The organism is Lysinibacillus sp. FJAT-14745 (assembly GCF_001275675.1).
Classification (GTDB): Bacteria; Bacillota; Bacilli; order Bacillales_A; family Planococcaceae; genus Lysinibacillus.
Genome location: NZ_LITM01000005.1, coordinates 451,974 through 465,785 on the forward strand (window position 1 = coordinate 451,974; position 13,812 = coordinate 465,785).

General features: G+C 38.3%; 11 protein-coding genes. 1 reads left to right on the top strand and 10 read right to left on the bottom strand.

Annotated elements, in window-relative coordinates; genetic code table 11:
* Window positions 1–38: 38 nt before the first annotated feature.
* From fadH to AMS59_RS09505, 7 genes are all read right to left on the bottom strand, one after another.
* Window positions 39–806 (bottom strand): 2,4-dienoyl-CoA reductase, encoded by a 768-nt coding sequence (fadH, locus tag AMS59_RS09475; protein WP_053483486.1) that lies wholly within the window; start codon window positions 804–806, stop codon window positions 39–41.
* 131 nt (window positions 807–937) lie between these two features.
* Complete coding sequence (locus tag AMS59_RS26195) at window positions 938–1,228, bottom strand: hypothetical protein (protein ID WP_234007718.1); 291 nt, start codon at window positions 1,226–1,228, stop codon at window positions 938–940.
* A gap of 308 nt (window positions 1,229–1,536) precedes the next feature.
* Complete coding sequence (locus AMS59_RS09485) at window positions 1,537–2,361, bottom strand: protein phosphatase 2C domain-containing protein (RefSeq protein ID WP_053483488.1); 825 nt, start codon at window positions 2,359–2,361, stop codon at window positions 1,537–1,539.
* Complete coding sequence (locus tag AMS59_RS09490; protein ID WP_082337440.1) at window positions 2,354–2,806, bottom strand: HIT family protein; 453 nt, start codon at window positions 2,804–2,806, stop codon at window positions 2,354–2,356. Before AMS59_RS09490 ends, AMS59_RS09485 begins: the two co-directional genes overlap by 8 nt.
* A gap of 111 nt (window positions 2,807–2,917) precedes the next feature.
* Window positions 2,918–4,102, bottom strand: a complete 1,185-nt coding sequence (locus tag AMS59_RS09495) for an iron-containing alcohol dehydrogenase (protein WP_053483490.1) — start codon at window positions 4,100–4,102, stop codon at window positions 2,918–2,920.
* A 16-nt stretch (window positions 4,103–4,118) separates the two neighbouring features.
* Window positions 4,119–4,880 carry a 3-hydroxybutyrate dehydrogenase gene (locus tag AMS59_RS09500; RefSeq protein WP_053483491.1) on the bottom strand — a complete coding sequence of 254 codons (762 nt, stop codon included), beginning with the start codon at window positions 4,878–4,880 and terminating at the stop codon, window positions 4,119–4,121.
* A 60-nt stretch (window positions 4,881–4,940) separates the two neighbouring features.
* Window positions 4,941–6,461, bottom strand: coding sequence for a CoA-acylating methylmalonate-semialdehyde dehydrogenase (locus AMS59_RS09505; RefSeq protein ID WP_053483492.1), 1,521 nt, complete (start codon window positions 6,459–6,461; stop codon window positions 4,941–4,943).
* 264 nt (window positions 6,462–6,725) lie between these two features.
* Here AMS59_RS09505 and AMS59_RS09510 point away from each other — a divergent pair, with 264 nt between their 5' ends.
* Window positions 6,726–7,340 carry a TetR/AcrR family transcriptional regulator gene (locus tag AMS59_RS09510; RefSeq protein ID WP_053483493.1) on the top strand — a complete coding sequence of 205 codons (615 nt, stop codon included), beginning with the start codon at window positions 6,726–6,728 and terminating at the stop codon, window positions 7,338–7,340.
* Window positions 7,341–7,901: 561 nt separating this feature from the next.
* Here the strand turns inward: AMS59_RS09510 and AMS59_RS09515 are convergent.
* Genes AMS59_RS09515 through AMS59_RS09525 form a run of 3 tightly spaced genes read right to left on the bottom strand, consistent with a single transcriptional unit; the run spans window position 7,902 to window position 13,634 of the window.
* Window positions 7,902–9,905: an EAL domain-containing protein gene (locus tag AMS59_RS09515; RefSeq protein ID WP_053483494.1), complete on the bottom strand. Its 2,004-nt coding sequence runs from the start codon at window positions 9,903–9,905 to the stop codon at window positions 7,902–7,904.
* 29 nt (window positions 9,906–9,934) lie between these two features.
* A complete protein-coding gene (locus tag AMS59_RS09520) occupies window positions 9,935–12,091 on the bottom strand; it encodes an RNA degradosome polyphosphate kinase (protein ID WP_053483495.1) in 2,157 nt (718 codons plus the stop codon).
* Entirely contained in the window at window positions 12,081–13,634 is a 1,554-nt protein-coding gene (locus AMS59_RS09525; RefSeq protein WP_053483496.1) for a Ppx/GppA family phosphatase, read from the bottom strand. The genes AMS59_RS09520 and AMS59_RS09525 overlap by 11 nt, the downstream gene beginning before the upstream one ends.
* Window positions 13,635–13,812 lie beyond the last annotated feature (178 nt).

Consider the following 13,812-nt stretch of genomic DNA (forward strand, 5'->3'; position numbering starts at 1 on the left):
GCGTCAACCCAGCTCTTTATTATGCAAAGATTATTGTTTTAGAATGGATACTGATTAAGCCATTGCCCGCCATCAAGTGTTACACATTCACCGTTCATGTAACTTGCTTTATTAGACATTATAAATGTAGCTAAGTCAGCAATTTCTTCAGGCGTACCTGTACGACCTAACGGAACAGAGTCTAGCGTACGAGCAGCCGCAGCCTCTGATTCCCAGAGCTTTTCTGCACCACCTGTACGCTCAATTGGACCTGGAGCAATTGCATTTACTCGAATGCCATATTGTTTCCCCCATTCAACAGCTAGCGTTCGAGTCATTGACAATACACCTGCTTTAGCCGCTGCAGAATGAATAACACCAGCACCTGCATTCCATGCATAAGTTGCGACCATATTGAGAATAGATCCTTTAATATTATTTTGAATCCAGTACTTACCGACTGCAGAAGAACAAAAGAATGTCCCATTTAAAACAATATCAACAACAGCCTTCCAACCATTTGGTGATAAATCCTCTGCATGCACTATAAAATTACCAGCCGCGTTATTCACAAGCCCATCAACCTGTCCAAACTTTTCAACGGCAAAGGCTAGCATTGCCTCAGCATGCTCAGGCACACGAACATCCATTTGGAACGTTTCAATCGTTTTTCCAGCCTCTAAAATAAAGGCTTTCGCCTCCGCTAATCGCTCCTCGTTCCGACCTGTAATAACAACATTTGCCCCTTCAGCAACAAATTGCTTTGCCATGTAAAGTCCCATTCCACTTGATCCACCAGTAATAATAATTGTTTTCCCCTGCAACATACGATTTCCCCCTTTGAAAAATGAATGATGATTCATATAAAATATTACTATATTTTCTCGTATATGTCATATTAATTCTGTAAAATGATGAAAAAGGATGCAAAATTGATGGGTTCTGCTAGCAGAGTTTCTTAAGTTATTAGGTATTTGCTTCTCTTTCGCGGGTATTTCACTGCCAGGCGCGGGTATTCTCTTCTCTTCCGCGGGTATTTCACTGCAGGCGCGGGTATTTGCTTCTCTTCCGCGGGTATTTCACTGCCAGGCGCGGGTATTCTCTTCTTCCGCGGGTATTTCACTGCCAGGCGCGGGTATTCGCTTCTCTTCCGCGGGTATTTCACTGCCGCGCGCGGGTATTCGCTTCTCTTCCGCGGGTATTTCACTGCCGCGCGCGGGTATTCTCTTTTCTTCCGCGGGTATTTCACTGCCGCGCGCGGGTATTCTCTTCTTCCGCGGGTATTTCACTGCCAGGCGCGGGTATTCTCTTCCCTTTCGCGGGTATTTCACTGCCGGGCGCGGGTATTCGCTTCTTCCGCGGGTATTTGCCAGGCGCGGGTATTCGCTTCTCTCCCGCGGGTATTTCACTGCTGTGCGCGGGTATTTGCTTCTCTTTCGTGGGTATTTCACTGCTGCGCGCGGGTATTCTCTTCTCTTTCGCGGGTATTTCACTGCCGGGCGCGGGTATTTGCTTCTCTTTCGCGGGTATTTCACTGGCGCGCACGGCTAGCATCCATTACGGGCTCGCTTCTTGATTACTTGCTCTAGTGGCTTCCTTTGAAATATCAACTTTCCAAAAAACTATGGTAGTGCTATCTCTGACACCATTTTTTTTGATATTCTTTAACATTGACCAAATGCTCTCTTTATCCTTAGAGTTAAAGAAGGAATTATAAATGTTAATAGGGTTAGAGTAAGGTTCATGGGGACATTCAATTAAGCCATCTGTAGTTAGAAAAAGACGATTTTCGCCTTTTCTTAATTCTTTTATTCCAACACTATAGCAAGGGACGTCCTGTTCAAAAGTATTGACTTGTCCTATCCATTCGTAAAATTGCCTTTGATTTAATTGGTACTGACCTAATGCAGCCAATTCTTGGTGAAATAAAAAAAGAACACAGTCTCCAACTGAAAACCACCATACATATTTATCCTTTCTTACGACAATTAAACACGCAGTTTCTCCAGTAATATTTTTGCAAACAGATAAAAACTCTTCAGATAGAAAAATAGTTAAAATCTTCTCTTCAATCCTTTTAAAGGTTTGATGGTTTGTCGGTAAAGATAATAAATGTTTAATTTCATTCTTATTACTAATAAATTGCTCTATGATGATTTGAGCACTCTCAGCTGTATTATGAGCATCCATTAAAATAGCAAACTCCCAATCTGCCTTTTCATCTATCCATACCAAACATCCATCTTCATTCTTATATTGTCCTGCTTCGGAGTTACCACCATATCGCCCAACAATAATATGCTTGATTTGATAAAGATTTGGAAGATCAATGAAATTTTCTTGGCTGCCTATCCAGCTAAAATCTTCTATAAGTTCACTCATCTGCATTATTCTCAAGATATGTTTTTATTTGAGTACAAAGTTTAACAACTTCTATATTGTCACCCATTGGAGCATCTTCCCAATCATACACATCATTTGGTCCCCAATACTGTTTAGGGGTATTTGGATATCGAGGAACTAAATGCATATGCAAATGTGGCACTGAGTTTCCAGAAACCAACGAATAGATATGCTCTGCCTTTTCACACTCCATTATTGCCTTACTGACTCTAGCCATAATCACACCAAAAGTTTTTGCTTCTTCTATAGTCATATCTCCGAGCGTAGGGACATGTCTTTTTAAATCTATCATGATATGACCTAAATAATTGGGTGCCCCATTCCTGTCTATATGCCCAACATAAACATATTCGTCTTCATAAATCATGACCCCTGAAGTTTGGATATTACCAGCATGCTTATTGCAAATAAAACATTCTTCCATTAAACCCATCCCCTTTGCGTTTCAAAATTATAATATAGCTATCAATAAAAAATAGAGTTACAAATTACTTATGATTTGTAACTCTATTTTAGACAAATTCTTTTCGAAGCCCTAAAACTCATAATGATAAGCAATTTTATAAAGCTCCATTAGTTCTTCCTGTGTTGGAACCTTAGGATTATTTCCAGGGCTACCACTGGCAATTGCATCAGCTGCCATTTTTGGAATAGCTGCGTAAAAGGCTTGTTCATCAATTCCCCACTGTTTTAAATTCCCTATATCCATCTTCTTGCACATTTCCTTAATCGAAACAATAGCTAAATCGGCAAGCTCCTCTTGAGATAATTGCTCATTATCTTTATTGAAAAATTTACCTAAATCCGCCAGCCGATCGACACAAGCATCTTTTGAATATTCTAAAACTGCTGGCAGTAGCATGGCATTTGAAATACCATGGGGCACATGGAATAATGCTCCTATTGGGCGAGACATGCCATGTACTAAAGCTACAGAAGCATTTGAGAATGAAAGGCCTGCTTGCATTGAACCTAGCGACATCGCTTCCCGAGCATCAATATCATTACCTTGCTCATAAACTTTTAAAATATTATTTACGATTAGCTCCATGGCTGAAAGTGCAAGTACATTCGAATATGGATGTGCTAGACGAGATAAATAACTTTCAATAGCATGACTTAATGCATCGATACCAGTCGCCGCAGTGATGGAGGGTGGAGATGTAACCGTTAAAATTGGATCGACAAAGGCAATGTTTGGCATAAATGCAGGCTGATTAATCATCATTTTCACGTCATTTTTCGTATTCGTAATGACGGTTACATCGGTTGCTTCTGAGCCGGTTCCTGCTGTTGTCGGTATTGCTATATGTGGAATCGGTGCTCGCTCTGCGATTTTTGCCATTTTCATATAATCACCAATGTAGCCACCATTCGTTGCAACTACTGCGATTGCTTTTCCTGTATCGATACAGCTCCCGCCACCGACGGAAATAATAATATCGCAGCCCTCAGATTGTAGAATATGAAGCCCCTCTGCTACATACGTATCTACTGGTTCCGTTGTTACGCCTAAATACGAAAGCGCTTCCAATCCACTAGCTCTTAATAAAGCGCTACATTGATTAACAAAGCCTAAGCTATCCATTATTGGATCACTAATGATAAGAGCCTTAGTCCCCATTTTTTTTGCATATACGCCTACTTCTTGAAAAGAATCTCGTCCATAAACGATCGTTCCAGGCGAATGAACCGTAAAGATTGTTTTTGTTTGAATCATATTTCATCCTCCTAAGCTATTGTGCTGTATATCCGCCATCCAAAAGTATTGCTTGACCTGTTAAACCCTTTGCCATTTCACTAGCTAAATAAAGCGCAAGTCCTGTAATTTCTGAGACATCTAGTAAACGTTTTTGAGGAACGAGTGGATAAAGCACCTGCTCAAGCACTTCCTCTACTTGAATGCCCCTTGTCTTTGCCAAATCCGTAAACTGATTACGCACTAATTCTGTATCGACATATCCTGGACAAATCGCATTCACGGTTATCCCCTCAGTTGCAACCTCTAGCGCTGCCACTTTCGTTAGACCGACAAGTCCATGTTTGGCGGCATTGTAGCCAGCCTTACCTGCAAACCCAATAACGCCATTAATAGATGCCATATTTATAATGCGTCCGAACTTATTTTTTTTCATATGTGGTAAGACATATTTCATTGCTATAAAAGGTGCAACGAGCATCACTTTTTGCATAGATTCGAAGATTTCTGTCGCGAAATCCTCTATAAGAGAAACATGCTGAAACCCTGCGTTGTTAATTAAAACATCTATTGTCTTAAACTTTTTAACAGTAAAGTCAATTGCATCACATATTGCCTGTTCATTCGTAACATCACATGTGTATGCAGTTAATTGCGGATTGTGTTTAATTGCCTCCGCTAAAAGCTGTTCATTAATATCAGTTATAACGACATTTGCTCCCTGCTCAGCAAACGCTAGTGCCATGGATAACCCGATACCACGGGCTGCTCCAGTAATAAAAACTGTTTTTCCTTTCACGTAATCCCTCCTTAGAATAATTAAAAAAGAGCTGCAAAAGAATACAGCTCTTCATTTGTATTAGTCGTTATTGCTTGGAAATGCAAACGTAGATGCTGTCGATGCTTGACCTGTCATCCAACGCTCTGATATTGTTTTTGTTTTTGTGAAGAAGCGTGCCTGATCTGGACCGAACATATGCCCTTCTCCAAAACGAGAACCTTTAAATCCAGCAAAGTTATGGTAGCCTACTGGGATTGGAATTGGGACATTTACGCCAACCATACCAACATCGATTTCTGTAGTAAATTTACGAGCTGCTAAACCGTCATTCGTAAAGATTGTGACCCCATTTCCAAGCTCATGCTTATTAATAAGTTGGATGGCTTCGTCCAATGAATCAACACGTACAACATTTCGTGCTGGACCAAATATTTCCTGTTCATAAATTTCCATGCCTGGTTTTACGTTATCTAGCAATGTTGGCCCTACAAAAAATCCTTTTGACTCTTTGACAATAGCAAGCTCACGACCATCACAAACAACTGTTGCGCCTTCAGACTCTCCTCGATTGATCGCAGCAATAATCGCTTCCTTCGATTGCTGTGAAATGACAGGGCCAAAATCTGTCTCTGGAATTGTATATGAACCTACCTTCAAATTAGCGATTTTCTCCTTTAAGATTTCAACAAGACGATCTGCTGTATCCTTTCCAACAGGCATAATCGTAGAAATGGCCATACAACGTTGAGAGGCCGCACCATAAGCCGCACCGATAAATGCATTTGCCACCTGATCAAGATCCGCATCAGGCATAACAACCATATTGTTTTTTCCTCCACCAAGTGCTGTGACACGTTTGCCATATTTCGAGCCCGTTTCATAAATATATTTGGCAACTGGTGTCGATCCTACAAATGAAATTGCTTGCACACTCGGGTTTTCTAATAGTTCATTAACTGCATCTTTATCCCCATTTACTACCGTCCAAATACCATCCGGTAACCCAGCCTTTTTCCAAAGCTCACTCACAAATAAGGCCGTCATAGGAACACGTTCGGAAGCTTTTAAAATAACGGCATTACCGACAGCAACTGCCATACTTGTTTGCGCTAAAGGTACCATGATTGGGAAGTTAAATGGTGAAATAGCCGCTACAACACCTAATGGATATTTTGCAGAGTAAGCATTAATGTCACCGCCAACATTAACTGAATACTCCCCCTTCATTAAATGAGGTGCATTGATAGCTAAGTCAACAGACTCCAAACCACGCGTAATTTCACCTTTCGCATCCTCAATTGTTTTACCGCTTTCTGTACAAATAATTTGTAAAAGCTCCTCCATATTTTCAGTAATGAGATTACGGAACTTTAATACAATCTCAGCACGTTTAGCTACTGACGTATCTCTCCATTGTGGAAAAGCTGCCTGTGCTTTATCGATTGCCTCCCTAGTTTCTTCTACAGTTGCAAGTGGCACCTTGGCAATCACCTCACCGGTCGTTGGATTGTATACAGAACCAAAGCGACTACTTTTTCCTTCAACAAGCTCTCCACCAATGAAATGTGTTAATGTTTTAACCTCATGTGCCGTTGTCATATTTATTGTCCTCCTTTAAAAATGTTCAATTTTTTAGACTTAAATAATCTGCAGACATCTCAATCTTTCTTGTAAATCCAATGTAGCCAACTCCAGTCTTTTATCGTAACATTAGTACGAGAAAACCTGAATGACCATAGTCATTGACCTCAGTCAATTAAATCATAATCAAATCAATTCCATATCGTCAATCAAAAAAAATATATTTTCAGAATTTTTTATAAAAATATCATTGCATACTTAAATTCGGAGGAATATTAAAATATGAATTCATTAACAAGCCGTCAAAAAAAGGCTTTAGAAACACGAGAAAAATTACTCAAAACATCATTAGATTTATTTAATAAATATGGATTCGAGCATGTGTCTGTTGAACAAATTACAAAGGCATGTAATGTATCAAAGGGAACTTTTTACACCCATTTCCCATCTAAATACGATGTTATTTTAGAGAAATTTAAGGAACTAGATAGTTTTTATAGCACGGTGGAAAAAAATATTGACTCTTCTTTACCGGCAAGCGAAAAAATTCTAACGCTTTATAAAGAGCAAATGATGTATTTAACAAACGTTGTTGGAAAGGATTTAATGCGCACAGTCTATACTGCGGCGATGACAAGTCAAGTGGAACAAGATCATTATTTAATAAATCCACAAAGAAAAATATTTCAAATCATTAATTCTTATATAGAGGAAGGCATTCGACTTGGAGAATTTCGTCAGGAATTGCAGGTTACTCAAATGCAGGCTATTATTCAACGTTGTATGCGTGCAAATGTTTATGATTGGTTAATCCATAATGAAGATTTCAATTTGGCTGCAGAAATGGGACAATTTACAGCTATTGTGTTAGATGGATTGAAAGTAGAAAATAAATAGCTCATTTTAGACAGGTTTGCTCGGGTGGAAACAGCATGCGCTCGGGTGTAGTCCTTTTCCAATTCGGTTATATCTCCGTTCGTTCGGGTTGACGGGAGAACTGCTCGGGTAAAGCCACTATTTGATCGGGTTGACCAGAGATGTGATCAGGTAAAGCACTTTTTTGATCGGCTTGACCAGAAAAGTGATCAGGTTATACCTTTTTTCGATCGGCTTGACCGGAGAAGTGATCAGGTAAAGCACTTTTTTGATCGGCTTGACCGGAAAAGTGATCAGGTATATGCCTTTTTTGATCGGCTTGTCCGGAAAAGTGATCAGGTAAAGCACTTTTTTGATCGGCTTGACCAGAAAAGTGATCAGGTATATGCCTTTTTTGATCGGCTTGTCCGGAGAAGTGATCAGGTTATACCTTTTTTCGATCGGCTTGCCCAGAGAAGTGATCGGGTTATGCTCTTTTTTGATCAGGTTGTACCTTTATTTCGCTTAGATCCCCCCTTCCCAAGCTCTAAAAAAAGTAGCACTTCATCCAATTCATGATGAAGTGCTACTGGATTGTTTTTATTAGCTAACAAAATATTCATTAACAATGGTTTCTACGGGTAATGGCTTGTTATATAAATAGCCTTGGCCTTTTTGGCATCGATGGTGTTTTAAAAAATCAACTTGTGATGGTTCCTCGATTCCTTCAGCAATGACCTCTAATCCTAAATTGTGGGACATTGAAATAATGGCCTTAATAATTGCCTCATTTTTATCATCTTTTGTAATATCAGCTATAAATGATTGATCAATTTTTATGATATCTATTGGATAGCGCTTTAAATAGCTTAAAGATGAATAGCCTGTTCCAAAATCATCAACTGAAACAAAAACCCCTAGCTGCTTCAATTCAGTTAAAATTGAAAATGTTTCATGGACATTCGTCATGGAGCTTTCGGTAATTTCCACTTCTAATAATTCAGGTGGCACATTATATTTTTTCAAGGCCGCTTTAATTTTCCGAGCAAAGTTTTCTTTTCTAAATTGTTTTGGCGAAATATTAATGGCAACTCGTACTGGTCGATAGCCCTTCATCTGCCACTCTTTTTGATAGCGACACACCTCATCAATAATCCAATCCCCGATTTCAATTATTAAGCCTGATGCCTCTGCAATAGGTATAAACTGTGCAGGAGACACAAAGCCAAATTTTCGATTATTCCATCGTAATAACGCCTCAAAGCTATTGATGCTATTATTCATTAAATCCATTTGTGGCTGTAAATGAATACTTAGCTCATTAAATTCGATAGCACGACGTAAATGGGCCTCCATTAGTGCTTCATTTGGAAAAATAGTTGTCATATCTTCACGATAGTAACGGTAGTGTGAACGCCCATACTCTTTTACAGAAAACAATGCTTTATCTGCTTTACGTACAAGTGTTTCTAAATCCTTACCATCTGCAGGACTGAGTGAGATACCAATCGACACGCTAATAAAATATTCCTGCCCATCAATCATAAACGGCTGTTTTAATGCGTCTAAAATAGCGTTAGCCGTCTGTTCAATTTTGTTGACGGTTGCATCTTTTAGAACAAAAATAAATTCATCGCTATTATAACGGTAAAGCGAACATTTGGAGTAACAGAGCTCACGAAGTCTATGGCTAAACATTCGTATAAGTTCATCACCCTTACTTTCACCAAGTGATTCATTGAACTTTTTAAAGCGATCAATATCCACTAAAATAATAGCTGCTTGCTTATTATGCTTTTTATCATTTAAATACTGAAGCCAATGCTCCTTAAAAGCCTTGCGATTCCAAATACCTGTTAATTCATCCATTAATGCTAGGTAATAAAAGCCCTCATGATCATTCATAAATGAAGTGGCGTCTTTCACAAATAAATGGACACCTACAATTTCACCATTAAAGTACGTTGGATGCGTTCTTAAATAAAATGGTTCTTTACTTAGCAATTGGCGTTTAAACAAGCATTTGGGCATTCCAAATGCAGAGCCCTCAACAGTTTTAGCAAATAGTAATTTAAATTCGTTGATATACTTACTCTCTAATAATGAAAAAATATTTTGTCCTATCAAGCTTTGATGTTCTTTTGACAATAGAGAAGTGGCAACAACGTTTTGATGAATAATGCGACCTTGTAAATCAGTTGTTAATACCGGACTTACGTGCTGTTCCACAAATTGCAAATGCGGTTCTACTTCATGCTGTTTCTCACGTAGAATAACTGCTACAACTGATTTTTCTAAGGGCTGTACACGAACAGCAAATGTTTTTACTTCGTGCTCTGTACGTATCTCTAGACTTTGGTCTATATTCAATTCTTGTTGTAATATATTCGATAATTGCAGCCAACATTGCTCTGTAAAAAAATGTTCTGCGTTGGTGGCTTTCACATCTTGTAGCTTCATAAATGACGGTAGTTTATCGTTAAAATTAACGACCTCAAACGCTTTCGTATCAACTTTTCTCAAACATACAACTGCATCAAATGGATTAAGGTGTATGACTTGATGATAGTCTGCAAATTGCGCTACACTCTCTTCATATTTTTTCATTATATCCCTCACTAAGTAGCGTGTTTGCTTTATTCTTCGTCTAGCGTAGGCTTTAGTGCATCCTTTAGGAAAATTTCCTGGCTATTAATTGGATCTTCACTACGGTCAAACTCTTTGTAATGATATTTTCCATTGGAATCTTGAATACGAGCTTTTGCTGTATCCTCAAGTTGTGTATTCATGATGTTAATAATACGAGCTTTTGCTTCGCTTGCATATACAGGGAATAAAATTTCTACACGTTTAATCATATTACGAGTCATCATATCTGCAGAAGATAAATATACTTTATTTTCCCCATTATGATGGAACCAATAAATACGAGAGTGCTCAAGGAAACGACCAACAATACTCGTTACCGTTATGTTTTCACTAATTCCAGGGATGCCTGGTCTAATGCAACAAATACCTCGAATGATAAGCTCTACTTTCACACCTGCAATAGACGCCTCATATAGCTTCATCATTAAGTCTTTGTCCGTTAGTGAATTCATTTTAGCTCGAATAAAACCATTACCATACTTCTTATGACAAGCAATTTCCTCATCCATTAACTTAATAAATTCATCTCGAATATCAAATGGTGCCACGACTAAATGATTAAAAGTTGGCTTTTCTGTATAACCGCTTAAATAGTTAAAGAAGTTAGTGGCATCAATGCCAAATTCCTTATCAGTCGTTATTATTCCCATATCTGTATAAATTTTTGCAGTTGCATCATTATAATTCCCTGTTCCAAGATGTACAAAACGTTCAATTTTTCCATTTCGACGACTTACTACAAGCGTTATTTTCGAGTGTGTTTTTAAGTTATTCATACCGTAAATGACAAGGCAGCCTGCTTGCTCAAGTTGCTTTGCCCAAAGCACATTATTCTCTTCATCAAAACGTGCTTTCAATTCAACTAACACTGTTACCTGTTTACCATTTTCAGCTGCAAACTTTAGTGCTTGTATAATAGGTGAATTACCACTTACACGATATAACGTTTGTTTGATTGCTAAAACATTCGGATTGACCGCCGCTTCTGAGATAAAATCTACGATTGGCGCAAACGACTCATATGGGTGATGGAAAAAAATATCTTGTTGCAAAGCTTTTTCAAAAATATTTTCATCCGATTGCAAATCTAATGGTGGCTGCGGAATAAAGCTTTCATATTCTAAATGTTCTCGACCAACAGATATGCCTTTTACAAACGAGAACATAAATGTTAAATCTAGTGGTCCATCTATATGAAAAACGTCTGTTTCTTCAATTTCAAATTCATCTAGTAAGTAGGTAAGAACTTCCTCGCTCATCTCGCCCTCACGAACTTCTAGACGACTCCCTACACCCCATTTACGTTTTTTCAGCTCTTTTTCGATTTCTACAAGTAAATCCCTTGCGCCTTCCTCATGAATTGTCAAATCAGCATTACGTGTCAAACGGAAAGCCTGTGCCGACTTGACACTGTAACCATAAAAGAGCTTTTCTATATGCGCTACAATCACATCTTCTAATAAGACAATAACTGTCTCTCCGTCTGCTGATGGTACTTTAATATAACGATCTAAGACAGATGGTACTTGAACAATTGCTACCCTTTCACGATTCTCCATGTCTGCTTCATCTTTCTCTAATAAAACAAGTAAATTTAATGTTTTACCAAACAAAGTTGGGAAAGGACGATACGCATCTACAGCTACGGGAGTTAAAACAGGGAAAATAGTTTCTGCAAACATTTCATTAACAAATGCTTTTTGTGTACTATTTAGGTCTTTTATATCTGCAATATGTACATTATGTTGTGGTAATAAATCATAAATTAAATGTCTATAAACTTCAGTTTGTCGGCGCACTAATGCTTGAGTTCGCTCTGCAATTTTTGCTAATTGCTCTTTTGGTGTTAAGCCGGACTTATTTTCAGGCTTATGGAAACCTGCACGTACTTGATCCTGTAGACCTGCAACACGCACCATAAAAAATTCATCTAAATTCGAACTAAATATTGCTAAAAACTTCAATCGTTCTAGCAGAGGATTATTGACATCCTCTGCTTCCTCTAATACTCGTTCATTGAAGGCTAGCCAGCTTAATTCACGGTTGTTATAGTATTGCGGCTTAGCAATTTCCTCTAGTAAACGGCTCTGTGCTTCTGTGAAATCCTCTTCACTTAACTGATTGTTCGTAACTTCAGTTGTCATAATTGTTCAACCCTTCTTCAATAAAATTTATTTTTATAGGTATTTTTAGTGCGCGTTCTAGATGTTTTTTATGTCGGTTTGCTTGATATTTTTCAGCGGCCGCATTGTGTTTCACATAGATGTTAAGCTGAACATAATCCTCTTTTGTTAGCATCTTAATGGTACGTACAATCTTTCTTTTAGTTACATTTAACGCATAGACAAATTTTAAAAGTGCGCCAAAGTCTCGTATTTTACGATACTCCTCACGACTCATCCATTCCGTAAAAGGAGCTGCGAATCGCTGATAATAATCTTTATTTTTATACGAGGCTAAGAGTGCTAATTTCACACGCTCCTTATGATTTAGACCATCGATAGATTGGTTTGCAATTAAATAAAAGGTATGCTGGCTCGCCGAACTTAACTCAATATACTCCCCTATATTAAAAACCTTCGCCGCTTTCGCCAACAATTGCATATCTTTTGGATGATGTTGTAAATAACCGAGGTTGCAGCATTCGCGGTACAATTGATCCGTTAAATGCGTTAAATAGTCCACTTCTTTTTCAGTTCGACCATACTGACGAGCCAATCTTTTAGCGTTTCCCTCAAACACATTGTACTTATCAAACGCACTTTTATCTGTTTGTAAAATACGCTGTATAATGATGCCTTCTCGCAAACCCTTCTTTGTTATCTGGAACAATTTACTGTCGACAACCTCCATTAACACATTGAAAACTTCTAATGCAGGGGCGATGATGTCCGCACGATCTACCGAAAGCCCATCTAACTGTTTCAATTCATTAAAACTTAAATTATCTAAAAACATACTGAGCTCATCTAAATTTTCCTTAGTCATTTCGTAGCCATGTACACTTGCAATTGGATATGCATGTTTTTGCTGATGAATTTGGGCAATATTTCGAGCACTACCACCAATGGCGATAATCGGTAAACCGATATCCTGCATCCAAGGAAGTGATTTGAACTGTTCTTTAACAAATGCAATGAGTTCCTTTTTTTCACTACTGTTCATAATCTCGCCCTTTACAAAACGTTGCTTTAAAGAAACTGTACCAAAAGGAAAACTATAAGATTTCTGTAGTTCTTTATTTTCAAAAAGCGTTATTTCTGTACTACCGCCACCAATATCGATAGTTACAGCAGACTTCGTGCCTATTGAATGCGCTACAGCAACAAAGCCATAATATGCCTCTTCTTCTTCAGATAAAAGCTCTATATGAATGCCTGTCTGTTCTTTCATTAAAGTAATAATTTTTGCTCTATTTGTTGCCTGACGGATTGCAGCTGTTGCAGCAGCTTTAACATCAGTCACTTCAAAATCGTCGAGCATCGCTTTAAAAGTCAATAATGTTTCTGTTAATACTTGTATACCTTCATCAGACATTTCACCAGAGGGCTGTAAATATGTACGTAAACGTGCAACGGTTTTAATATTTCCAATCTCACGAAGTCCCTCTTCTTTATCGTATTGATACAATACTAATCGAATGGTATTTGAGCCAATATCGATGATAGCGGTTTTTAATTCATTCAAATAATCACTTCCTTAGCGCGTACATGCATATTATTTTAGGTTCTACATCAAATGTTAGGTGAGGTAAGCCACAATGTGTAGATACTCAAACATTCCGATGATTCCCCTCACTTTTCGTCACTGACTGCTTACCCTCATCGATTTAGATACAAACCTACGAGCTCTTAGCTTGCCAGGT

Bases quoted from the DNA above. Each gene is read 5' to 3' on its own strand.
- AMS59_RS09490 (WP_082337440.1), bottom strand. From the start codon at position 2,806: ATGGAAGAATGTTTTATTTGCAATAAGCATGCTGGTAATATCCAAACT.
- AMS59_RS09505 (WP_053483492.1), bottom strand. From the start codon at position 6,461: ATGACAACGGCACATGAGGTTAAAACATTAACACATTTCATTGGTGGA.
- AMS59_RS09515 (WP_053483494.1), bottom strand. From the start codon at position 9,905: ATGAAAAAATATGAAGAGAGTGTAGCGCAATTTGCAGACTATCATCAA.
- fadH (WP_053483486.1), bottom strand. From the start codon at position 806: ATGTTGCAGGGGAAAACAATTATTATTACTGGTGGATCAAGTGGAATG.
- AMS59_RS09510 (WP_053483493.1), top strand. From the start codon at position 6,726: ATGAATTCATTAACAAGCCGTCAAAAAAAGGCTTTAGAAACACGAGAA.
- AMS59_RS09495 (WP_053483490.1), bottom strand. From the start codon at position 4,102: ATGATTCAAACAAAAACAATCTTTACGGTTCATTCGCCTGGAACGATC.
- AMS59_RS09520 (WP_053483495.1), bottom strand. From the start codon at position 12,091: ATGACAACTGAAGTTACGAACAATCAGTTAAGTGAAGAGGATTTCACA.
- AMS59_RS09485 (WP_053483488.1), bottom strand. From the start codon at position 2,361: ATGAGTGAACTTATAGAAGATTTTAGCTGGATAGGCAGCCAAGAAAAT.